The sequence below is a fragment of the Sphingomonas metalli genome (assembly GCF_014641735.1).
Taxonomy (GTDB): Bacteria; Pseudomonadota; Alphaproteobacteria; order Sphingomonadales; family Sphingomonadaceae; genus Sphingomonas; species Sphingomonas metalli.
In genome coordinates, this window is the sequence record NZ_BMIH01000001.1 from 1,130,001 (window position 1) to 1,153,042 (window position 23,042).

General features: G+C 69.7%; 19 protein-coding genes, 1 tRNA gene and 1 pseudogene. 16 read left to right on the top strand and 5 right to left on the bottom strand.

Going from position 1 to position 23,042, the window contains the following annotated elements; genetic code table 11:
* Positions 1-39 precede the first annotated feature (39 nt).
* Positions 40-429: an acyl-CoA thioesterase gene (locus tag IEX18_RS05580; protein WP_188657658.1), complete on the bottom strand. Its 390-nt coding sequence runs from the start codon at positions 427-429 to the stop codon at positions 40-42.
* A gap of 72 nt (positions 430-501) precedes the next feature.
* On the opposite strand from IEX18_RS05580, the gene IEX18_RS05585 reads away from it, so the two are divergent.
* The 15 genes and pseudogenes from IEX18_RS05585 (at position 502) to IEX18_RS05650 (ending at position 14,451) form a co-directional block, all read left to right on the top strand.
* A complete protein-coding gene (locus IEX18_RS05585; protein ID WP_229664384.1) occupies positions 502-1,485 on the top strand; it encodes a cytochrome c oxidase subunit II in 984 nt (327 codons plus the stop codon).
* Complete coding sequence (ctaD, locus tag IEX18_RS05590; protein ID WP_188657659.1) at positions 1,482-4,043, top strand: cytochrome c oxidase subunit I; 2,562 nt, start codon at positions 1,482-1,484, stop codon at positions 4,041-4,043. Before IEX18_RS05585 ends, ctaD begins: the two co-directional genes overlap by 4 nt.
* A complete protein-coding gene (locus IEX18_RS05595; RefSeq protein ID WP_188657660.1) occupies positions 4,040-4,420 on the top strand; it encodes a hypothetical protein in 381 nt (126 codons plus the stop codon). Before ctaD ends, IEX18_RS05595 begins: the two co-directional genes overlap by 4 nt.
* Positions 4,417-4,995 carry a cytochrome c oxidase assembly protein gene (locus tag IEX18_RS05600; protein WP_188657661.1) on the top strand — a complete coding sequence of 193 codons (579 nt, stop codon included), beginning with the start codon at positions 4,417-4,419 and terminating at the stop codon, positions 4,993-4,995. The genes IEX18_RS05595 and IEX18_RS05600 overlap by 4 nt, the downstream gene beginning before the upstream one ends.
* On the top strand, positions 4,992-6,050 hold the full coding sequence (locus IEX18_RS05605; protein ID WP_188657662.1) for a c-type cytochrome: 1,059 nt from the start codon (positions 4,992-4,994) through the stop codon (positions 6,048-6,050). The genes IEX18_RS05600 and IEX18_RS05605 overlap by 4 nt, the downstream gene beginning before the upstream one ends.
* Positions 6,051-6,096: 46 nt before the next feature.
* The gene (locus IEX18_RS05610) at positions 6,097-6,555 is read left to right on the top strand and encodes a GreA/GreB family elongation factor (RefSeq protein ID WP_188657663.1); all 459 of its coding nucleotides are present in this window, start codon (positions 6,097-6,099) and stop codon (positions 6,553-6,555) included.
* The gene (locus tag IEX18_RS05615; protein WP_188657664.1) at positions 6,555-6,734 is read left to right on the top strand and encodes a hypothetical protein; all 180 of its coding nucleotides are present in this window, start codon (positions 6,555-6,557) and stop codon (positions 6,732-6,734) included. The genes IEX18_RS05610 and IEX18_RS05615 overlap by 1 nt, the downstream gene beginning before the upstream one ends.
* A 452-nt stretch (positions 6,735-7,186) precedes the next feature.
* Positions 7,187-8,350, top strand: coding sequence for a BaiN/RdsA family NAD(P)/FAD-dependent oxidoreductase (locus IEX18_RS05620; protein ID WP_188657665.1), 1,164 nt, complete (start codon positions 7,187-7,189; stop codon positions 8,348-8,350).
* 66 nt (positions 8,351-8,416) lie between these two features.
* Positions 8,417-10,141, top strand: coding sequence for a DEAD/DEAH box helicase (locus tag IEX18_RS05625; protein WP_188657666.1), 1,725 nt, complete (start codon positions 8,417-8,419; stop codon positions 10,139-10,141).
* An 80-nt stretch (positions 10,142-10,221) separates the two neighbouring features.
* Positions 10,222-10,827 carry an NADPH-dependent FMN reductase gene (locus tag IEX18_RS05630; protein WP_188657667.1) on the top strand — a complete coding sequence of 202 codons (606 nt, stop codon included), beginning with the start codon at positions 10,222-10,224 and terminating at the stop codon, positions 10,825-10,827.
* A 41-nt stretch (positions 10,828-10,868) separates the two neighbouring features.
* Positions 10,869-10,942: transfer RNA gene (locus tag IEX18_RS05635), tRNA-Gly, on the top strand.
* A 92-nt stretch (positions 10,943-11,034) separates the two neighbouring features.
* A pseudogene (locus tag IEX18_RS18845) lies at positions 11,035-11,241 on the top strand (DUF6538 domain-containing protein); the annotation flags it as partial.
* A 1,081-nt stretch (positions 11,242-12,322) separates the two neighbouring features.
* Complete coding sequence (locus tag IEX18_RS05640; RefSeq protein WP_188657668.1) at positions 12,323-13,075, top strand: site-specific integrase; 753 nt, start codon at positions 12,323-12,325, stop codon at positions 13,073-13,075.
* 81 nt (positions 13,076-13,156) lie between these two features.
* Positions 13,157-13,468, top strand: coding sequence for a hypothetical protein (locus IEX18_RS05645; RefSeq protein WP_188657669.1), 312 nt, complete (start codon positions 13,157-13,159; stop codon positions 13,466-13,468).
* Positions 13,469-13,602: 134 nt separating this feature from the next.
* A complete protein-coding gene (locus tag IEX18_RS05650; RefSeq protein WP_188657670.1) occupies positions 13,603-14,451 on the top strand; it encodes a nucleotide exchange factor GrpE in 849 nt (282 codons plus the stop codon).
* A 129-nt stretch (positions 14,452-14,580) separates the two neighbouring features.
* Here IEX18_RS05650 and IEX18_RS05655 read toward each other — a convergent pair whose 3' ends face one another.
* Positions 14,581-14,970, bottom strand: a complete 390-nt coding sequence (locus tag IEX18_RS05655; protein WP_188657671.1) for a hypothetical protein — start codon at positions 14,968-14,970, stop codon at positions 14,581-14,583.
* Here IEX18_RS05655 and IEX18_RS05660 point away from each other — a divergent pair.
* Positions 14,969-17,668 (top strand): DEAD/DEAH box helicase, encoded by a 2,700-nt coding sequence (locus IEX18_RS05660; protein ID WP_229664385.1) that lies wholly within the window; start codon positions 14,969-14,971, stop codon positions 17,666-17,668. The two genes, IEX18_RS05655 and IEX18_RS05660, sit on opposite strands and share 2 nt — an antisense overlap.
* 310 nt (positions 17,669-17,978) lie before the next feature.
* Here IEX18_RS05660 and IEX18_RS05665 read toward each other — a convergent pair whose 3' ends face one another.
* From IEX18_RS05665 to IEX18_RS05675, 3 genes are all read right to left on the bottom strand, one after another.
* Positions 17,979-20,702, bottom strand: a complete 2,724-nt coding sequence (locus IEX18_RS05665; RefSeq protein ID WP_188657672.1) for a TonB-dependent receptor — start codon at positions 20,700-20,702, stop codon at positions 17,979-17,981.
* A gap of 73 nt (positions 20,703-20,775) precedes the next feature.
* Positions 20,776-21,807, bottom strand: a complete 1,032-nt coding sequence (locus IEX18_RS05670) for a hypothetical protein (RefSeq protein ID WP_188657673.1) — start codon at positions 21,805-21,807, stop codon at positions 20,776-20,778.
* A gap of 2 nt (positions 21,808-21,809) precedes the next feature.
* The gene (locus tag IEX18_RS05675) at positions 21,810-22,988 is read right to left on the bottom strand and encodes a cytochrome P450 (protein ID WP_188657674.1); all 1,179 of its coding nucleotides are present in this window, start codon (positions 22,986-22,988) and stop codon (positions 21,810-21,812) included.
* Between the last annotated feature and the right edge of the window lie 54 nt (positions 22,989-23,042).

Genomic DNA, 23,042 nt, shown 5'->3' on the forward strand with positions numbered 1-23,042 from the left:
GCCTGCGCCGGGGCGACGTTTTCGCGAAGGAAGCAGGCCCTAGAAGAAGCGCTCGATCACGCTGCGCGCCAGTCGCGCCGGCCGGTGGGTTTCGGCATCGAGGCAGCACCAGCTCGACTTCACCTCGGCCAGCACCTCCTCGCCGCGGCGGATCACCGTCTCGTAAAAGGCGCGCGCGCCCTGCACCTTCTCGAGGATCACCGTCGCGATCACCTCGTCGTCGAGAAAGGCGGGCTTGCGATAGGTGATCTCGTGGCGCAGCGCGACCCACAGATGCTGGGCCACCGCCTCGGCCGGAGCGAGCTTCTGCCAGTGGCTGATCACGGCCTCTTGGACCCACTTCAGATAACTGGCGTTGTTCACATGGCCCATGAAATCGATGTCATCTGCATCGACGGCGATGGGAAAGGCGTGCGGTACGGCCGGCATGGTCGATCGCATAGCATGAAAGGGGGTCTGTGCTAACATCAATGTCAGCGAAGTGCCGCTCGCGCGTGCCGGGTGCATAGGATCGGCCGCGCGCGTTGCGCGGTCATCGGCGCGATCCTGCTGGCCGGCTGCAACCGGCACCAGTCCGCGCTCGCCCCCTTCGGCGTCGAGGCGGACCAGGTCCGCACTCTCACCATCGTCCTGCTGATCGGCGCAGTCATCATCGCTGGCGGCGTCGCGCTGCTGATGCAGCATGCGATCCGCACGCCGGGCGGTCGGCTGACTCTGCCGCAGGGCATGCGGCTGGTGCTGTGGCTCGGCGCGATCGGCCCGACGATCCTGCTCTTCACCCTGCTCGCCGCGTCGCTGCCGCTGATGCGCCCCGCCCCGGTCGGCGCGGCCGACCTGCGCATCGGGGTGGAGGGCGAGCAATTCTGGTGGCGCGTTACCTACCGCCCGCCCGGCCAGCCGCCGGTGGTCACCGCCAACGAGATCCGCGTGCCGGTCGGCCGCACCGTCGAGTTCAAGCTGTCGGGCGGCGACATCGTCCACAGCTTCTGGATCCCCGGCCTCGCGGGCAAGATGGACATGATCCCCGGCCGCACCAACACGCTGGTCGCCCGGCCCGAAAAGCCGGGGCGCTATCGCGGCGTCTGCACCGAGTTCTGCGGGCTGAGCCATGCGCTGATGGCGTTCGACGTGGTCGCGATGGAGCCGGCCGCCTTCGACGCCTGGCTCGCCGGCCAGCGCCGCCCCGCGCCTGCGCCCGCCACCGGGCCGGCCAGGCGCGGCGCGCAGCTGTTCGCCGCCAATGGCTGCACCGGTTGCCATGCGATCGCCGGCACCGATGCCGCCAGCATGATCGGGCCCGATCTCAGCCATATCGGCAGCCGCACCGCGATCGGCGCCGGCACGCTGCCGATGACCCGCGCGGCGCTCACCCGCTTCATCCGCAACGCGCCCGGCGTGAAGCCCGGGGTGCGGATGCCCGCCTATACCCATCTGTCCGACGCCGACGCGCAGGCGATCGCCGCCTATCTGGAAGGCCTGAAATGATCCCGCCCGCCGCCCTGCCCGCCGGTCCCGCGGCCGAGGATCGCACCGACCAGAACGATCCCGCCGTCCGCGCCGCGCAGGAGGACCGGCTGCGCGCGGTGTGGCAGCCGCCCTCGGGGCTGTTCCTGCGCTGGACCGATGTGAACAACAACCGGGTCGGCGTGTGGTACACGCTGACCGCCTTCGGCTTCGTGCTGTTCGCGGGCGTGCTGGCGCTCATCATGCGCACCCAGCTGGCGGTGCCGGAGAACGACCTCGTCTCCGCCAACAGCTTCAACCAGCTGTTCACGCTCCACGGCTCGATGATGATGTTCCTCTTCGCCGTGCCGATGTTCGAGGCGGTGTCGATCATCCTCCTGCCGCAGCTGCTCGGCGCGCGCGACCTGCCCTTTCCGCGCCTGTCGGCCTTCGGCTACTGGTCGTTCCTGATCGGCGGGGTGTTCGTTTCCGGCTCGATCTTCTTCGACGCCGCGCCCGATGGCGGCTGGTTCATGTACCCGCCGCTGACCACCCGCACCGACCTGTCGGGGCTGGGCGCGGACATTTGGATGCTCGGCCTGTCCTTCATCGAGGTGTCGTCGGTCGCCGCCGCGGTCGAGCTGATCGTCGGCGTGCTCAAATGCCGCCCGCCGGGGATGCGGCTCAACCTGATGCCGCTCTATGCCTGGTACATATTGGTCGTGGCGGTGATGATCCTCTTCGCCTTCCCGCCGCTGATCGCGGGCGACCTGTTGTTCGAGATGGAGCGGCTGCTCGGCTGGCCCTTCTTCGACGCGGCCAAGGGCGGCGATCCGCTCCTCTGGCAGCACCTGTTCTGGATCTTCGGCCACCCGGAAGTCTATATCGTCTTCCTGCCCTCGATCGCGCTGTTCGCGATGCTGATCCCCACCTTCGCGCAGCGCCACCTGCTCGGCTATCCGTGGATCGTGCTGGCTGCGGTCGGCACCGCCTTCCTGTCGTTCGGCCTGTGGGTCCACCACATGTTCGCGACCGGCCTGCCCAAGATCAGCCTCGCCTTCTTCTCCGCCGCCTCCGAAGCCGTCGCCATCCCCACCGGCGTGCAGGTCTTCGCCTTCATCGCGACGCTCTGGGCGGGCAAGGTGAAATGGTCGACCCCGCTTCTCTACGCGGTCGGCAGCCTCGCCATCTTCACCATCGGCGGGCTGACCGGGGTGATGGTCGCGGTCGCGCCGTTCGACTGGCAGGCGCACGACACCTATTTCATCGTCGCGCATCTGCATTACGTGCTGATCGGCGGCACGCTGCTGCCGCTGTTCGGCGGTCTCTACTATTACTGGCCGCTCATCACCGGCAAGCGCCTGTCCGACCGGCTCGGCCGCACCGCCTTCTGGATCCTGTTCACCGGCGCCAACCTCGCCTTCTTCCCGATGCACTTCTCGGGACTGGACGGGATGCCGCGTCGCGTCTTCACCTATCCGGCGGAGCTCGGCATCGGCGGGCTCAACCTCGCCTCAACGATCGGCGCCTATCTGTTCGCGAGCGGCGTGGCGCTGATCTGCTTGGACCTCGCCCGCTCGCCCTGGCGGCAGAAGGCGCCGCGCAACCCGTGGAATGCCGGCACGCTCGAATGGCTCGCCCATCCGGAGGACGAGAACTGGGGCATCCGCTCGGTTCCCCTCATCGAATCGCGCTATCCGATCTGGGATCAGCCCGGCTTCGTCGAAAAGGTCGACCAAGGTCGCTTCTTCCTCCCCGATGCCGAGGAGGGCCGGCGCGAGACGATCATCACCTCGGTGATCGACGCCCGGCCGATCGCGGTCGCGCGGCTCGGCACGCCCAGCGTCGTGCCGATGATCACCGCCGTCGCGCTCGGCAGCGTCTTCATCCTCACCACCTATCACCTCTACACCGTCGCGCTGGTCGGCGCGGTGGCGACGCTCGCCTGCGTCCTCTACTGGCTGTGGACCGGCACCGCCGAGATCCCCGAAAAGCGCGAGAAGCCGATCGGCCACGGGCTGACGGTGCCGCTCTATCTGTCGGGTCCCTCGGCGCCGGGCTGGTGGGCGATGTTCATCACCATGCTCGCGGACGCGACCGCCTTTTCGGGCCTCGTCTTCGGCTATTACTTCTTCTGGACCGTTCATCCGGAGTTCCCGCCCGCGGCCCTGCCCGACCCGGGAGTGCAATGGCCGATGATCGCGCTGGGGCTGACCGCGGTCAGCTGGGCGCTGACGATCGGCGCGCGGGAGGTACATGCGCGCGGACAGGTCGCCGCGACCCGGCTGATGCTCGCGCTGGGCATCGCCGCGACGCTCGCCAGCATCCCCGCCGGTCTGGCCGGACCGTGGCTGGCGGGCATGGACCCGGCCCAGCACTCCTATCCGGCGATCGTCTGGACGCTGGCGATCTGGACGGTCGCCCATGCGGGCGTCGGCGCGATCTGTCAGTCCTACACGCTCGCGCGCAGCCTGGCGGGCCGGATGACCCCCGAATATGACGCCGAGATCCGGAACATCTCCGTCTTCCTGCACTTCCTCCTGTTCACCGCCCTCGTCACCTATGCGACGATCGGCCTGTTTCCGGAGGCATCGGCATGAAGGAGAGGCTGACCGAGCGCATCCGCTCGCTGCGCGTCTCGCTCTGGACGCTGATCGTCCCGCCCTCGGTCTGGGCGGCGCATTTCCTCTTCTCCTATCTCTGGGCGGCGCTCAACTGCGCCAAGGTCGGGCAGTTCGCCCGCTTCCCCACGCTGTTCGCGGTGGGCACGGTGCTGGCGCTGCTCGTCATCCTCGCCGCCGGCGCGATCGCCTATGTCCAGCAGGCGACGCCGGGCGACGAGCCGCCGCACGAGTCGGGCACCCGCGTCGACCGGCTGCGCTTCATCGCCAAATCGACTCTGCTGCTGGCGGGCCTCAGCTTCGTCGGCGTGATCTTCACCGCGACCCCGGTCGTGTTCCTGACGGACTGCCGATGAAGCGCCCCGCGCTCCTCGCCGGCCTCGCCCTCTTCCCCGCCGGCTGGGCGGCGGCGGCGATGGGCGGGATGACCGGGCATATGGCCGGGCACATGCTCGCCGTCGCGGTCGCCGCGCCGCTCGTCGCCTGGGGGCTGGAAGGCGGTGCGCTCGACCCCGCCCGCCGCCTGCCCCGGCTCGCCCGGCCGATGCCCGCGATGCTGGTCGAGCTGGCGGTGGTGTGGGGCTGGCACCTTCCCGCCGCCCGCGCGCTCGCCGATGCCGGCGGCGCGTGGCTGGTGGTGGAGCAGGCGATGTTCCTCGCCGCCGGCCTCCTCCTGTGGTCCTCGGTCCTCGCCACGGGACCCGACAGGCGCGCGAGCGGGGTGGGCGCGCTGCTCCTTACCTCGATGCACATGACCCTGCTCGGCGCGCTGATCGGCCTCGCGCCCAGACCGCTCTATGCGCACGGCCATGGCATGGAGGACCAGCAACTGGGCGGCGTGGTGATGCTGATGGTCGGCGCAGCGAGCTATCTGATCGGCGGCCTCGCGATGCTCGCGACGCTGCTTCGCGACGGGGAGGCGCGCGCATGACGATCCGCATCACCTGGAAACGTGCGATCCTGACCCTGTTCGGCCTGTTCGCCGCGGGCATGCTCTATGCCTGGTCGGGACTGTTCAATGTCGCCGCCTCCAGCGGCCACTGGCCGATCACCGACTGGTTCCTCCACTGGGTCATGCGCAACTCGGTCAAGACGCGCAGCGCCTTCGATTCGCCCAAGGACGCGCGCGCCGATCAGGACCTGGTCAGCGCCGCCGGCCATTTCGCCGGCGCCTGCGCCGCCTGCCACGGCACGCCCGGCCGCCGCCCCTCGCCGGTGATGCAGGCCGCGACCCCGCCCGCGCCCGATCTCGCGGTCAACGCGAAACAATGGACCGATCGCCAGCTCTACTGGATCCTCGACCATGGCGTGAAGTTCAGCGGCATGCCCGCCTGGCCCGCGCGCGACCGGCCCGACGAGATCCGCCGCATGGTCGCCTTCGTCCGCGCGTTGCCGACCATGTCGGTCGCGCGCTATGACGCGCTGGTCGGCGCGGCGGCGGGCGCGGGCACCACCGGCCCGCGCGGGGTGCAGGACGGCGTGCTGGCGGGCTGCGCCGGCTGCCACGGCGCCGACGGACAGGGTCGCGGCCAGCCCGACATCCCGATCCTCGGCGGCCAGCGCCCCGCCTATCTGCTCGCCAGCCTGCAGGGCTATGCCACCGGCCGCCGCCACAGCGCGGTGATGGGCAATGCCGCCGCCGCGCTCCGCCCCGAGGAGATGCGCCGCCTCGCCGCGCACTTCGCGGCGATGCCCGGTCTCGGCAGTACCGCTCCCGCCAATATCCCCGCCGCCCGCCTGATCGTCGAGCGCGGCCTGCCCGACCGGCAGCTGCCCGCCTGCGCCAGCTGCCACACCTCGTCCAAGCCCTATCCGGTCCTCGCCGGCCAGCGCGCCAGCTACATCGCCCAGCGCCTGCGCCAGTGGCGGGGGGAGAAGGAGGTGGTCGACGCGCGCAAGGATCAGGCGGTGATGCCCGTCATCGCCCGCCGCATCCCGGAGGAGATGATCGACCCGCTCGCCCGCTATCTCGCTGGCACGCGCTAGCGCGGGTCGGTCATCGGCCCTATCTCCCCCCGATGGAGAGAAGGATATGAGCGTCGCCTTCCGCCGCGAGAGCGACGAGGAACATCGGGAACCGCGGTTCGAGCTGCCGATCCCGCCCGGCCCCAATCTGGTCACCGCCGCCGGCCCCGCGCTAATCGCCGCCCGCGTCGCGGAGCTGGAGGCGGCGGTCGACGCTGCGCCGGAGGCGGAGCGCGAGGCGCTCGCCCGCCAGCTGCGCTACTGGCACACCCGCGCCGCTACCGCAGAGGTCGTGGCGCTGCCGCAGGACCCGGACGAGGTCGGCATCGGCAGCCGCGTCACCTTCCGCCTCGGCGGCACCGAGCGAACCATCACCATCACCGGCCATGACGAGGCGGATGCGGAGGCCCGCATCGACTATGCCGCCCCGCTCGCCCGCGCGCTGATCGGCACCGGCCCCGGCGACACTGCCGACTTCCAGGGCCGCGCCGACGCGATCACCGTCCTTTCCGTGGAGAATCGCTGATGGCCGAGAAGTTCGAACGCCACCGCCAGCCCTGGAAGCCCGACGAGATCCAGAAGCTGCACCAGCTCGCCAGGAAGGGCATGGCGCTCAAGGCGATCGCCAAGGTCCTGACCCGCAGCGAGGAATCGGTGAAGCAGCGGGCCAAGGAAGACGGCCTGTCGATCGCCAAGCTCCACTAAAAGATCCTCCCCGCTCCGCGGGGAGGGGGACCATGGCCGAAGGCCATGGTGGAGAGGCGGCGCCCCGGGCGTGACGGCCGTTACCGTCATGCCGGGCTCGTCCCGGCATCCAACGCTCCACAAATGCTTCCGCCGGACACCGCAATTCTGTCCACCCCGGCGAAGGCCGGGGTCCAGTTGGGCAACAGGAATTGCAGCTCGCGACACTCCACCCACCTGGACCCCGGCCTTCGCCGGGGTGGACGGTAAAGGGAGGCTGCGGCTCGTCTTATACCGTGGAAAGCATTCAGCTTTGCCAATGTCCGTTCGCCCTGAGCCCAGTCGAAGGGCAGCTCTCCACAAGGTGCTTCGACTGCGCGCAGCACGAACGGGGTGTCAGAGCTGATCGAAACCAGTCCCAGGTCGGTCGTCCCTGTCCTCTCCACAGGATTTCGCGTACCCCGCCCCGAACCATGACCCACGACGCGATCATCCTCGGCGCAGGCGCCGCCGGCCTGATGTGCGCGGGCGTCGCGGGGCAGCGCGGCCGGCGCGTGCTGTTGGTCGACCATAATCCGCATCCGGGCGCGAAGATCGTCATCTCGGGCGGCGGCCGCTGCAACTTCACCAATACTCACACCGCGCCCGACCGCTACATATCCGCCAACCCGCATTTCGCCCGCTCGGCCCTCGGTCGCTTCACTCCCGCCGACTTCCTCGCCCTGGTCGAGGCCTATGGCATCGCCTGGCACGAGAAGACGCTCGGCCAGCTCTTCTGCGACGGCAGCGCGCGGCAGATCGTCGCGATGCTGATGGCGGAGTGCGAGAAGGGCGCGGTCGACCTCGCCTTCGGTGCGGGCGGCGAGGTGGAGCATGACGGCACCGCCTTCACCCTCGCAGTGCCCGGCCGCACCGTCCGCGCGCCCCGCCTCGTCCTCGCCACCGGCGGCCCGTCCATCCCCAAGCTCGGCGCGACCGACTATGCCTTCCGCCTCGCCCGCCGCTTCGGCCTCAAGCTGGTCGAGCCGCGCCCCGCGCTCGTCCCCTTGACGCTCGGCCCCGACGAGGCGCTGTTCCGCGAACTGTCGGGCGTCGCGACCGAGGTGATCGCGCACCCGCCCGCCGGCCCCGGCTTCCGCGAGGCGGCGCTCTTCACCCATCGCGGCCTGTCCGGCCCCGCCATCCTTCAGGCCTCCTCCTACTGGCGGCATGGCGACGCGGTGGCGATCGACTTCGCCCCCGGCCGCGGCGCCGACTGGCTGCTCGCCGCCAAGCGCGCCCAGCCGCGCGCGACACTGCGCCGCGTCCTCGACCTGCCCGATCGCCTTGCCGAGGCGCTGGCGGCGCGACTCGGCCTGTCGGGCGATCTCGGCAACCTGCCCGACAAGGCGCTGCGGACGGCGCAGGAGCGGCTGTCCCGCTGGTCCTTCCGCCCCAGCGGCACCGAGGGCCATGCCAAGGCGGAGGTGACGGTCGGCGGCGTCAGCACGGCCGAACTGTCCCAGAAGACCTTCGAAGCGCGGAAAGTTCCGGGCCTCCACGTCATCGGCGAGGCGGTCGACGTGACCGGCTGGCTGGGCGGATACAATTTCCAGTGGGCCTGGGCGAGCGGTTGGGCTACGGGGCAGGCAATCTGACATAAGCCGCCCGCTCTGCCGCCCCGACTGGCGGCGGGCCCGCGCCGTTCCCATTTAGGTTTCTCCATGCTGCCCGACACGCTTCCTCCTTCGCTCGCCGAGGCGCTCGCCGCCCGCGGTTACGACACGCTCACTCCCGTCCAGTCCTCGGTCATCGCCGAGGAGGCGGTGGGCCGCGACCTGCTCGTCTCCGCCCAGACCGGCTCGGGCAAGACGGTGGCGTTCGGCCTTGCCATGGCCGACCAGCTGCTTGCCGACGGCAGGCTGCCCGCCCCCGGCAAGCCGCTCGCGCTGGTGATCGCGCCCACGCGCGAGCTGGCGCTCCAGGTCAGCCGCGAGCTCGCCTGGCTCTATGCCGGCGCGCGCGTGACGACCTGTGTCGGCGGCATGGATGCGGTGCGCGAGCGGCGCGCGCTCCATTCGGGCGCGCACATCGTCGTCGGCACGCCGGGCCGCCTCCGCGACCATCTCGAACGCGGCGCGCTCGACCTCTCCGCGCTCGCCGTCGCCGTGCTCGACGAGGCGGACGAGATGCTCGACATGGGCTTCCGCGAGGATCTGGAGCAGCTGCTCGACGCGACCGCCGACGGTCGCCGCACGCTCCTATTCTCAGCCACCCTGCCCCGCCCGATCGTCGCGCTCGCCAAGGCCTATCAGCGCGACGCGCTCCGCATCTCCACGGTCAGCGAGACGCGCGGCCATGGCGACATCGACTATCAGGCGGTCGCCGTCTCGCCCTCCGACATCGAGCATGCGGTGGTGAACCTCCTCCGCTTCCACGAGGCGGAGACCGCGATCCTGTTCTGCGCGACGCGCGACAATGTCCGCCACCTCCACGCGAGCCTCGTCGAGCGCGGCTTCGCCGCCGTCGCCCTGTCGGGCGAACATTCGCAGTCGGAGCGCAACCATGCGCTCCAGGCGCTGCGCGACGGCCGCGCCCGGGTCTGCGTCGCGACCGACGTCGCCGCGCGCGGCATCGACCTGCCGGGCCTCAGCCTCGTCGTCCATGTCGAGCTGCCGCGCGATGCGGAGACGCTCCAGCACCGCTCGGGTCGTACCGGTCGCGCCGGGCGCAAGGGCACGGCGGTGCTCGTCGTTCCCTATCCGCGCCGCCGCCGCGTCGAATCGATGCTCCGCATGGCCCGGATCGCGGTCGAGTGGCGGCCGGTCCCCTCCGCCGAGGAGATCCGCACTGCCGATCGCGAGCGGCTGCTCGCCCGCATCAACGAGCCGGTCGAGCTCGACGAGGACGATCGCGCGCTCGGCGCCCGCCTGCTCGAGACGAAGGAGCCGGCCGAGATCGCCGCCTTGCTCGTCCGCGCCATGCGCGCCGGCATGCCCGCGCCCGAGGAGCTGAGCGAGGCCGAACCCGCGCGCCGCGAGCCGGTCCGCCGCGACGGATTCGACGATGTCGTCTGGTTCCGCCTCGACATCGGTCGCCGCCAGAATGCCGATCCGCGCTGGCTGCTGCCGCTGATCTGCCGCCGCGGCCATGTGACCCGCGACGAGATCGGGGCGATCCGCATCGGTCCGGCCGAGACCTTCGTCCAGATCCCGCGCGCCGTCGCCGGCAAATTCGCCTCCGCCGTGCAGCGCACCGCCGCGGCCGAGAATGACGAGAGCGGCGTGACCATCACCCCCTCCAACGGCCCGCCGGCCCAGGATGCCGGCCGCGGCGCGCCCCGCCGGGCCCATGGCGGTGGTGGCGGCGGGGGTCGGCCGAGCGGCCGTCCCAACGCCCCGCGCGCCAGCTACAGTGCCCGCCCGACCAAGCCCCGCCGCCCGTCCTGACGGGCGCATGGGCGGTGGACGTCATTGTCCTTGCCGCCCGGTACGGATAGGCGAAGCGCGGCATCAGGAGGGGTTGGCGGATGGCATCGGGCGATACGTCGGGAATTTCGGGGGGACACGGGCTGATCGTCGGCATCGGCGGCACCACCCTGCCCGGCTCCTCGACCGAGCGCGCACTCGCCGCGGTGCTCGGCGCGGTTGCGGGCCATGGCTATGCCACCCGCCTGTTCGACGGCGCCGCACTCGCCCGCCTGCCACTCTACGTGCCCGGCGCGCATGACCGCACGCCCGAAGAGGCCGAGTTCGTCGCCGCCATCCGCGCCGCCCGCGCCGTAGTGATCGCCTCGCCCGGCTATCACGGCTCGATCTCCGGCCTCGTCAAGAACGCGCTCGATCTGATCGAGGAGACCGCGCGCGACCAGCGGCCCTATCTGTCCGGCATGCCGGTCGGGCTGATCGCCACCGCCTATGGCTGGCAGGCGACCGGCAGCACCATCGCCGCCCTTCGCTCGATCGCCCACGCGCTGCGCGGCTGGCCCACCCCCTTCGCCGCCGCGATCAACAGCCGCTCCACCCGCTTCGAGGCGGACGGCAGCTGCGACGACGCGGCGGTGACCCACCAGCTCGCGATCATCGCCGACCAGATCGTCGGCTTCCTCCAGCCGGGCACCACCGCCGTCCGTTGACCGCCGGCCACAGCTGTGGCATCGCCCCCGCACACCGTCGCGCGGGTGTAGCTCAATGGTAGAGCAGAAGCTTCCCAAGCTTACGACGAGGGTTCGATTCCCTTCACCCGCTCCACATTCGCGCCGAACCCACAGAAATCCGCCATCGCGTGCGTCCGGCCGCGCCTGCGAGGCACCGGGCTGTAGCACCAAGCGGTGCACCAGCCTATGAACGTCCCCTCGCATCACAGGCTCGCGTCGGCACGCCGCCGGGGATCGAGTGTGGCAACGACCAGCTATTTGTGCCGACGCGGGGCGCGGTATCACTACCGCCGCAGGGTTTACCTCCGGAATCTGGTTAGCCGTCCTATAACCATCGCATTGGGGACCGCTGACCCTGCCGAGGCACGTCGCCTCGCCGCATGTTTGTCGGTCCGGTGGGAGACGACGAGCGTGATGATCCAGCAGATGGAGCGCGGCTACATGACCGCGAGCGAGGCGGTGGCGGTATTCCGACACGGCCTCAACGATGAGCTCGGCGTAGCGGCCGCGGCGCGATACGACGCGCAAGCCGGCGTGGATCACCGCACCAGCCGCATCTTTGCGGCCACGTATCGTATCGCCGCGCGTCTGGCCGCAGGTGCCGACGACCTTCCCGTCGCGCTGCTCGAAGAGCATACACCGGACTTCTCCGAGCAGGATCGGCGCGCCGTCGTTCTGATGTTGAAGTCCTGCGCTCCCCACCGGGTGAGCGGCAAAATGGCGCACGACGTACTGAGGAACCTTGGCGCGCCGCTTAGCGACAGGGTCGTCGGTGACGCAGGTGTGCAGCTGCTGTTGGGGCGGGCCGAAGCACAGGCGCGCATGGCGCTGAGCGACCACCCGGAGGTGGTAGCCGGCGGTGATCCTGTGTCGGCGCTGCTGGACGACACGCTGGTCACCCGCATCCGCACGGCGGCGAGCTCGCCGGCGCGCGACGTGTCGGAAATCACGACACCGTTTCTCATGACCGACACCCGCCGTCTGACCGACGTCGTCGACGATACGATCGCCGACATCCAGGCGTCCGGCGACTGGAACGAGGATGTCGCGCAGCGCGGTCGTGTGATCCGCGGCTTCGCGTGGATCACCGGAAACAAGCGCCTGTGCGACTACGGTCCCGGGGATGCGCGGCTGTTCGCGGCGACGCTGCGGAAGCTGCCGACCGAATTCCGCTGGGGCACCTTCGAGAAGGGCAACATGAGCCGCCCCTTCGACGAGGTTATGGCGGAGGTGGAGAAGAAGGGCGGCACCAGGCGCGACGACCGCACGGTCAACCGCGATCTGACGACGCTCAGCCGCTTCGGTCGCGAGCTGATGAAGACGGCGTGGAAGCCGCGCTACGGCAAGGACCCGGTGGTCGACTTCGCTGGGTTCGCCAGTGCCACGCCGGTCGACAATCCCGACGATCCGGACCGCATGCCCTGGACCGACGCGCACCTGCGTGCTTTGTTCTCATCGACGATCTACACCGGCGGTGGCGGATGCGGGCGCCGGCTCAAGCCCGATCCCGATCCCGTTCGTCTGGCACGATGCGGCCTATTGGGTGCCGCTGCTGCTGTCCTACGGCATCCTTTCGCGCGAAGAAGCATGCGGGGTCGAGTGCGAGGACTTCGTGTTCGACGTGGAAACCCCGTTCGTGGCAATCGTGGAGAACATGACCAAGAGCAAGGACGGCACCCGCCCGTCCGGCCTGAAGCGTCCGTCGCGACGGCGCATGGTGCCGCTGCATCCCGAGCTTCTTCGCCTCAACCTGCGCGGCTATATCGAGGCGGTGGAGGCGGCGGGACACGTCGGAGCCTTCCCCGAACTCTATCAGGAAGGCCTGACCAACGTCGGCGGCAAGCGCTTCTACGCGTCCGCAGGACGATATCAGCTCGACCACGTGGACGGGGTTCTTCCTCTGCCCCGCACGTCGGATGGCAAGCGTGCCGACCTCCACTCGCTCCGGACAACGGGCGGCAGCGCACTGGAGGCGTCGGAGACGAAGCAGCTCGTCGTCGACGACATCATGGGGCACGCACGGGAGGGGACCGGCCCGCGCAAATACTCCAAGGCCTGGTTCATGAAGGGGGGCGCTGCCATCCTCGCCCGGCGACTGGAAGTCATGGTCGCGGCACTGACGGTCGTCACCGACCACCTGCAGCCCGCACCTGTCCGCCTGCTCGCGGTATCGGAGCGGTCGCGCACCGGCTCTGCCGTGGGTTGTGCATCAAGGAAGAAGGCCTGATGCCAATGCGCCTGGTCACTACGGTCGAAGAAGTTGAAAGGTTGTTTGGCGAGAGACGGCCTCGCTCCTATACTAAACCCCGTGACCGATAATCCCGCCTTGTCCGACGAGGAGGCTGCCGCGATGGCGGCCATTGAAGGTATCTCGGTCTGGGAGATGATCGGCGAACTGCTCGCGGTGGCGGCATGCTCTGTCGAGTGGCAGATCCGGCGCCGTCTTGGCGGCCCGGGTGCGATCCGGCGCTTGGCGTCGGTGGTCGCCGCGTTCCTCGCGGTTATCGTCGCGCTGGTGGTGCGGCAATGCGCCGTCTCCACGCGAAGCTTGGCGACCGTCACGGGATCGCGAACCCTCCGGCACCTTCGCCGCCCGCCGCAGGGCTGGGCCGCACCGTAACCGCCTTCGTTGGCTAACCGCACCCGGCCGCCGCATGGCGACCGCGCGCTGACGACGATGAGCGGCCGGATACCATCCGCAACACCATGAACCTTCGACACCTGCGATATCGCAGGTGTCGAAGGTCTCGCAGGATGGCCCGGCTCGCGAGCAGCGAGTTCGGCAACATGAAGAAGAGCAGTGACTGGGTCCGGCAGCCGGGCCTCGACAAGAAGCTCGACCATCTGGTCGAGGAGCGCGGGTGCACGCCCGCGGAACTGGTCCCCTACGATGCCGCGAAGGCGCTCGACATCAAGCCCAGCGGCGAGTTCTACAGGAAGGTGCGCGACTGGAAGCAGCGGCGTGCCGCTGAGAACGACGCGCCGGTCATGGAGGTGCCGCCGCACGTCCAGGCGGAGTTCCGGGAGACGGTCGATCGTTTCGCGGCCGAAGCCATGAGCAGCTTCCTGCGCGCGGTGCGCGGCGTCGGCGGCGATCTCAATCGCGTAGCGACGCTCCGCATCACCGACGCCGAGCACCGCGCCGATGAGGCGCAGGCCGAGGTCAACGGCCTGCTCGACCACTGGACGGCCGCGGAAGCGCAGCGCGACGCGGCGCTGGCCAGGATCGCGGAACTCGAGCAGGCGCTGGCCGACGCGCGGCGCCGCGAGGAAGTCGCCACCGTGCGGCTGGAGGAGCGAGATGCGCTGCTCAGGGCGCTGAGGCCGGGGACGTCGGACAACGGTTCGGCGGCGATCATGCCGTCTGTGCCAGTTGCGGACCGTGCGTCCGTTGGCGACGACGACAACCGTCAGGTCGGCGATGTCGCTATCGACGCCAGCAGCGCGTCGGCAGGCCAGTCGGTCGCCGATGTCGACGCCGATGGTCCGGAGCAGCCGCCGGTCATCTACACCGACCACCCTGAAGGAGGTCAGGTGGAGATGCCGCTCGTTACGAACGACGACGCCGGTCAGGCGGACGTCGGCGGTGACAGCCGCGGCTGATCCGCAAAACCCGCCCCGTCGTCGCTATGGCGGCGGGGCGGTTTTCCGCTGCCCTTCTTTCCCTTCGACTTTCCCGCGGACGGGAAAGCCACGGCCCGCAGCGTTTCAGCGCAGGGCCGTTTCGGGGGTTCAGGGGTGCTCCCCTGACATGCCTTTTTTCGAGCATCGAAAAAAGAAGAGCATGTTCTTCTTTTTCTGCCGCGCGTGGGTGCGGCCCTCTGAGGAACCATGAAAAACGAAGTGGCCGGCGTCGCCGGTGCCGCCCGAATCAAAAACGTTGACCGCGCCGGATTGGCCCGGGCCGAGAAACACGGCAAGCGTCTCGACCAGACGGGTCAGTCCCGCGCCGTGAACGACGAGCCCCCCAATACCACGACCGGGCTGAATCTGCGGGCGCTGTTCGACCGACACATCGAGGGGGCGTTCGTCCCCAAGGCGAAGTCGTCGGCGATGCACCTGCTGATCCAGTTTCCGGTCGATCTGGTGGATGGTGCCGATGCCGATTACATGCTGCATCATGCGCGCGCCTTCCGGCAAGACGCTCGTCGCGAACCTAGCGATCATCAAGGAGCTGCTGCTCCGCGAGCCGGCGAACCTGCTCGGCCCACTCGCCCTCTATATCGTGCCGTCCCGCGCGCTCGCCGGCGAAGTCGAGGCGAAGCTCTCCGCGGAGCTGCGCGGACATGCGATCGTCACGGGACTCTATGGCGGATCCGACTGGGGGATCACCGACTACTGGCTCACCAGCGAGCAGCCTGTGGTCCTGATCGTGACCGTCGAGAAGGCGGACGCGCTCCTGCGATACTTGGGGCCGCTCGTCACAGGGCGCATGGCGCTGCTCGTCGTGGACGAGGCGCACCAGGTCGTTCCCGAAGCTGGCGAGTCGACCAACGTGAGCTTCTCCGAGCACAGCAACCGGGCGTTACGGCTGGAAGCGCTGGTATCCCGGATCCTGTCGGAGCGTCCCGAGGTAGTGCGTATTGCGCTGACAGCGGTCGCCGGTGGGGCGGCGGGCCCGGTAGCTAAGTGGATCGAGGGACGCCGCGGGGCGGAGGCGGTCGGCGTCCGCTACCGCAGCACCCGACAGGTGATCGGGGTCCTGGAGGCGTCGCCCGGCAGCTCAGGGCGCATCCTGCTGGACCTCATGAACGGACGGCCGCTCTATCTCCGCGGCGAGGAGGATCCCGTCTTCCTGCCACTGCGCTACGCGCCCATGCCCGACCTCAGAGCGACGTGGCGCGACAGCCTGAACCGTTTCAACTGCCTCAACGTCCTATGGACCGCGCTGCACCTCGCCGAGGAGGACCAGCGGATCCTCATCTCGGTCGCGCAGGAACCCGAGCGGACCATGCGCTGGTATAAGGAGGCACTCGAGCTGCCCGCCTGGAGCGCGGTCGTCGGTTTCGAAGCTCCGGATGGCCATCTGGGCGAGCGCTTCGAAGAGGCGCGTGCCGCCTGCCGCGACTATTGCGGCGACGACTCCTTCGAACTCTTCCTCTTGGAGCGAGGCATAGCGACCAACCATGGCCAGATGCCGCAGAGGCTTCGGCGGCTAATGGTCGAGATGATCGAGCGGCGGATCTGCCCGATCACGGTCGCCACCGCGACGCTGACGGAGGGAGTCAACCTCCCGTTCGACCTCATCTTTCTGACGTCGTTGAAGCGTCGCTCGTGGGACCCCGTAGCCGAGGCGCCGATCGTCGCGCCGTTCTCGTCGGCCGAGTTCCGCAACCTCGCCGGCCGTGCGGGCCGCCCCGGCGCGTCTCGCGGCATCGAGGGCATGACGCTCATCGCCCTTCCAACCGCGGTCGCGACTAGGGCAGCCGGAAAGCTGCGCGAGCAGAACCGCCAGATGCGCGACCGCGCGCGCGACTACGACGACATGCGGCAGACGCTGATCAGAGAGGAGCGCGACGCGGACGCCGTCGACGGGCCGCTGGCGCTGCTGCTCGAACGGATCTGGGATCAGGCGAGCCGGCTCCTGGGCATCCAGCCGGACGCATTCATCGATTGGCTCGAGCGAACCGCGCCCGCCGAGGTCAGCGACAGGGCGGGGACCGGCGCGAGCGATGGGCGGGCGAGGCTCGGCGACGCCATGGACGAACTCGACGGTGTGCTGCTGACGGCTATCGAGGAGGCGGCGCGGATCGCGGAGGCCGCTATGACCCGGGCCCAGGCCGAGGAGCTGCTCGCCGGCCTCTGGTCCCGCAGCTTCACCAGCGTCGCGGCCGAGCGGGAGGCCTGGCTGGAGGCCGCCTTCGTCCGTCGCGGCGCGGGTGTGGTCGACCACCTCTATCCCGATTCAAACGAGCGACGTCGACTCTACCACTACGGCTTCACTCCGCTGATCGGCAGGCGCTTCGAGGCCGTCGCCGGACGGATACGCGAGCTGATCGAGGCGGCGGCAGGCTACGGGGACGCGGATGCGCAGGCGCGCATCGACGTTTTTGAGGAGATCGGCTCGCTGCTCCAAGGGGACCGCGGTTTCGGCTTCCGGGTTCGGCAGACGGCGGGTGATCAGGCGCTGCTCGACGATTGGGCCGATGTGCTCGCATGGTGGATGAACGAACCACACGTCCGGGCGCCTGCACCCGAGGACCTGCGCTCCTGGCAACGCTTTGTGGGTGACAACCTTGATTTCCGCCTCGGCGTGGCGATTGGCGCCGTGGTCGCGCAGGCCTGGTCGGACGGCGCGGCTGACGCCTACGCCATCCCGAGCCTGGCCGAATGGAAGGCGACCACCGGGTTGCCGTGGTTCGGCTTCTGGGCGCGCGAGCTGCTCCGGATCGGCACACATGACCCATTCGTCGCCTTCTGCATCGCGCAAGGCCTCGCGCCGACGCGCGAATCGGCCACTGCCCGACGCGCCGAGTTCGACGCGTGGCTGGCGGATGAGCTGGACGCGCCTGACGCCGAGAGCAGGATCGATCCACAGCTATTCCTAGCCTGGCAGCAGAGCCTGCCGCGCGCGGCGCGCGCAGAACCGGCACCGCGTGTTGTCGCAGCGAGACTCACCGGCACCGATGGCCGGCGGGGGCGCTACTCGGTCATACCCGTAGTGAGCCAGGGTGAGACCCGTTGGCTCGATCCGGCAGGCTTCGAGCTCGCCGTCACGCCGGAACGCGAGCGGGGGCACTCGAACCGCGCACGGAGCCACTTCGAGTTGCAGGTCGCCGAGGGCGCCTCGACTGTCCAGCGCGTATTCAAACCGACATGATAGTAGGCGACAAGGGTCTCGATGGACGGCGACCAACCCTCGCATACTATTCAAACGTGAGCCATCTAAGCCTCAAAAGCGGTCGTGCCGCATCCTGCCAGACCTCGCCATTACCATCGATGCGTGCACTTGATCGTGTCACCCAGGTGTAGCACACCTTGAATTGGACGAACCAAGAACCGCGGTTTTCTGCGGGTATCAGTGCGCCCGAAATGTGGAGCAGATTCCCTTCACCCGCTCCAGCGGCCACCACGTCCCGACATCACCCATCGCAGGCCCGGCGCCTTTCGGCACCGGACGGCGCCCCCGTCTACCAGCGCTTGGAGAGATTGACCGCCACGATCCGCCCGAGCGCGCTCGAATAGGTGGGGTCGTAGCCGTTGGTCAGGTCCGCATAGGGCGGGTCGCGGTCGAACAGGTTGCGGACGTTGACGCCGATGCGCAGATCGCGCGAAAAGCTGCCGACCTCGCCGGCGAAGGTATAGCTGAGGTCAAGGTCGATCGTGTCATAGGCGCCGATCCGGTCCACCAGCGTGCTGTTGATGTTCCGATAGGCGCCGACATGGTTCCAGTTGACGAAGGCCGCCGCCCCGTCCTGCCGCCAGCCCAGGCTGCCACGCAGCTGGAACTCGACCGGAAAGCCGAGCTGGTTCTTGCTCTCCAGCAGCACGCCGCCCGCCTCGCCGGTCTTGTAGGTGAGGAAATAGGTGCCGTTCGCGCCGAGGGTGAAGGTGCCGAGCCGGGCCGTCTCCAGCGCATAGCTTGCCTGCAGGTCGATGCCCTCGGCCTGGACGACGCCGACATTGGTGCGCCGGGCATCGACCAGCGCCAGGGCGGGATTGGAGAAGTCCAGCGCCGGCGCGGCGGTGAAGCCGCTGTTCTGGAAGGTCTGGCGCAGCGTCTGGAAGGCGGCGGTACCCGCCAGGCCGACAAAGGCCGAATAGCGGGCCGGATTGTTCAGATAGAGGAACAGCCGCCCGAACCCGTCGACGATCTGGTTGCGATAGTCGATGTTGAAATAGGTCCCGCTCACCCGCAGCCCGGGCAGGCCGCGCGGCGCGAGGTCGGCCCCCGCGCTCCACGTCGTCGCGGTCTCGGGCTTGAGCCCCGGATTGCCCCCGGCGAGCAGCGCGGCATAGACCAGCGTGCCGTTCGCCAGCGGCGCCGGGAACTGGTAGATGCCCGCCCCGCTCGACAGCGCGTCGTTCTCCGACAGGCCGGGCGCGCGGAACGATTTGCCGTAGCTGCCGCGGACCGTCAGCCCGGCGACCGGGCTCCAGTTGGCGCCGAACTTGGGGTTGGTGGTCGAGCCGAAGTCGCTGTACTTCTCGTAGCGGACCGCGCCGGTCAGCTCGAGCCGGTAGAGACCCGGCAGGGCGTTGGCCGCGCCGAACACCGGCACCACCAGCTCGCCATAGACCGCCTTCACCGTGCGGCTGTTGCTCGACCCGGACTGGACCGGCTGGCCGTTGACCGGGCTGCTGCTGATGAAGGTGCCGTCGAGCCGCTCCTCGCGATATTCGCCGCCCGCCGCGATCCGCACGTCGCCGCCCGGCAACGTGAAGAGCGGGCCGTCGACCGTGCCCTCGATCGTCTTGAGCGTGCTCTCCCCGGTCACGGTGAAACGGCCGCTCGTCACCAGCCCGATCGTCGCCGCATTGTTGGCGCCGGTGCCGGAGAAGAGGTTGAGCGCGGTCTGCGGAGTGGTATCGGCCAGCGTCTGGTTGAGATAGAAGTTGTTGACCTGCTGCCGGTCGGTCAGGTCGCGGCCCTGGCCGTAGGAGCCCGACAGCTGTGCGCGGAACCGGCCGATCCGCGCCTCGCCGCCGACGATCCCCTGATAGGTCTGCGTCTCGATCGTCGTCCGTCCGAACGGTCGATCCTGGAGGATGCCGGAAAAGGCCACCGCGGTCCCCGCGGCGATGCCGGTGGGCCGGAAGGGATTGGTCGCGGGGATGGCGACCGCGTTGAAGGTGAAGGGTTCGAACTGTTCCGAATTGCGGGCGCTGTAGAAGGCCTGGGCGAAGAGCTTCACCCCCTCGCCGAAGCGCTGCTCGGCATAGCCGAACAGGCTGGTCCGCTCGCTCTCGGGCAGCAGATAGGCGAGCTTGGCGCTGTCGCAGACATTCTGGCCGGCGCTCAGCCCGCCCAGCGTCAGCCCCGTGCCGCTGCCCGCGGGCACGCGATAGTCGGTGCCGCCGATGGTCAGCGTGCCCGGCGCGGCGCAGTTGGTCGTCAGGCCGTTGGCGCCGCCGAAGCGGCGACGGTCGCTCGACACGAAGTCCCGGTCCGCTCCGGTCAGCGCCGCATTCCACAGATGGTCGACCGCGAACACGGCATGGCCGCTGCTCCAGCCGCCCCCCACGGCGGCGCCCGCCTGATAGTCCCAATAGCTGTTCGCCGCGCCGACGCGGAAGCTCACTTCCGCACCGCGCAGCGTCTTGCGCGGGATCAGGTTGACCACCCCGGCGACCGCGTCGGATCCGTAGATCGCCGAGGCGCCGTCCGCCACCACCTCGATCCGCTCGATCGCCAACGGCGGCAGGAAGGACGGGTCGACGAGCTGGCCCTGCGTGCCCTGGGTCGGCACGCGGTGCCCGTCGACGATGGTCAGCGTCGCCGTCGGGCCGATGCCGCGCAAATTGGGCGCGCTCGCCCGGCTGATGTTCGACGGTGCGGCGGCGCCCGACGCGCCCTCGGCATTGATCCCGATCGCCGCGATCTGCGGAACCTGGCGCAACAGGTCGGCGGTCGTCGTCGCGCCCGAGGCCTGGATGTCGGCGCGGGTCACCGCGATCACGCTCGATCCGACCGGGGCGGTGCCGCGGATGCGCGAGCCGGTGACGACGATGTCGGCCGTCTCGCCGTCGCCCGCGGCGGGATCGGCGGCGGCGTCCGCCGGCGGGGCCGGGCCGGTGACGGGCTCGGCCACCTGCGCCGCGGCGGGCAGCGCCATGGCGAGAGCGAGCACGCCGCTCGCCACACGGGTGGCGAGCATCGTCTTGGCAGGCAGGTTCCGGTCGGCCACGGTCATTCTCCCATTGTGGGCCTGCGCGTCTTGTGCGCGCTGGCGAAGCGGTACGATTGTCGTTCGATGGACAGGTCGGTCAGTCGGGGGCCGGGGCGGCCGGCCGGGCGCGGCGCGCCGCCTGCCAGCGCGGCGCCAGCGAGAGCAGCACGATCGATCCGATCAGCAGCGCCGCCCCGAACAGATCGGCCCCGCTCGGCGGCCGCATGCCCCAGCCGGCGGCCAGGATCAGCGATGCGGCGACGCCCGCCACCAGGCTCGACGCGCGCTCGAGCGGCACGCAATAGGCATTCTCGCGCGGGTCGAGCAGGATGATCACCGAGAAGACCGAGACGATCGTCATGGTCAGCGCGACGAACACCAGCCAGACCATGCTCGGATCGGTCCAGATGCCGACGAAGCCGAAGCGCAGCTCGTCCGCCTGGTCCCCCAGCCCCGCCGCCGACAGCGCCGCGAGGATGGCGATCGAGAGCGGCAGCGCGAAGATCTTCTCCTCGACGAAATAGCGCCGCACGTCCGCCGGATCGCCGGTCTTGCCGACCGCCGTCATCACCGACAGGCGGATGAAGTAGCCGAGCGTGTAGAGGATCACCGCCAGCATCGCGAGCGGCGGCAGCGCGAAGCCGCCGCGGCTGTAGAGCGTGGTGGTCAGCGCCAGCCCGACGATCCCGATCGCCGCCCAGCTCCACCACCGCACCCGCCGCCCGAACAGCAGGTCGATCAGCGGCGCGATCAGCAGCACGTCGCCGCGCATCAGCAGCTGGATGAAGGGAATGCTTACCCCTTCGAACGTGTAGGACAGCGGCACGGTGAAGATGATGAAGGCCGTGCCGATCCCCGACAGCAGGGTGAAGCGCGTCGGCACGGGGATCCGCCGGCCGAGCAGCCGCACGCCATGCGCCTCGCGATGCCAGCCCGACCACCAGATGAAGACATAGGTCATGACGAGGTTGAGGATCAGCGTCGCCGGCAGCGTCTCCAGCCCGGTCATCGGCCGGCCCAGCGCGGGATTGGGCAGCCGCGTAAGCAGCGCGGTGACCACGATGTTCGGCAGATAGGCAAGGAAATAGAGGAGGATGTACCCCTCGATCGGCATCCGGCGGCTGCCCATCGTCACGCGTCCTGCTCGAAGCGGATCGGCACGCTGAGCGCGCCGATTTCGGGAAACCGCGTCGGCAGGGGCTCGCCGGAGAGGGCGAAGCCCGGCGCCGCCGAGAGGAGCTCGTCGAGGGCGACGGTGAGCTCCAGCCGCGCCAGCCCGGCGCCGACGCACATGTGCGGCCCCCGCCCGAAGGCGAGCGACGCGGCCATGTTGGGCCGGTCGAGCCGGAACTCGTCGGGCCGCTCGAACACCGCCTCGTCGCGGTTGGCGGACGCATAGACCAGCGCGATCGGCTCGCCCGCCGGGATGTCGCGCCCGCCGATGCACACGTCGCTCAGCGCGGTGCGGGCGAAGCCGCGATAGGGCGTGTAGAGACGCAGGAACTCGTCCACCGCCGCCGGCACCAGGCTGCGGTCGGCGCGCAGCCGCGACTGCAGCGCGCGGTCGCGCGACAGGTGCACCGCCATCGCGCCGATCACGACGCTGGGCGCGATGAGACCGACCACCAGCACCTGGCGGATCGTGCCGACGATCATCTCCTCGGGCAGCGGCGCGCCGTCGACGCGGACGGCGAGCAGCGCGCTCGTCGCGTCCGTCTCGGGTGCGAGCGGATCGGCGCGGCGGGCGCGGACCACGTCGCACGCCACCTCGTAGAGCGCGGCGCTGGCCACGCGCGTGCCTTCGACGTCGTTCGACTGGACGGCGATATTGTAGCGGCGCCCCACCTCGGCGAGGTCGACGACCGCCGCCTCGGACAGGTTCATCCAGTGGCCGAACACCGCGACCGGCATGTGCGCCGAGAAGTCCGCGCACACGTCGCCGCCGCCCCGCGCCCGCATCGTCGCGAGCAGGTCGCGGCAGATCCGGCGGATGACGGGCTCCAGCGCCGCGACGCGGCGGTCCGACAGCAGCGGCGCCAGCGCCCGGCGATAGGGCGTGTGTTCGGGCGGATCGAGGTGCAGCGGCGGCCGCCGCCCGGTGAACGCCACCTTGGGCACGACATTCTGCCGCGAGGTGACGAAGTTCTGCCAGTCGGTGGCGACCGCGGCGACGTCGGCATGCTTCATCAGCGCCCAGAAGCCGCCCCAGGCATCGCTGTGCGCGACCGGACATTCGGCGCGCAGGCGGCGATACTCGTCATGCGGGCTGTCGAAGGTTTCCGGCATGAGGGGATCGAAATCGCTGGACATGGGAGCTATGATATCCAGCATGAAAACGCTTGCAAGCGTGATTTTTGCTGACGA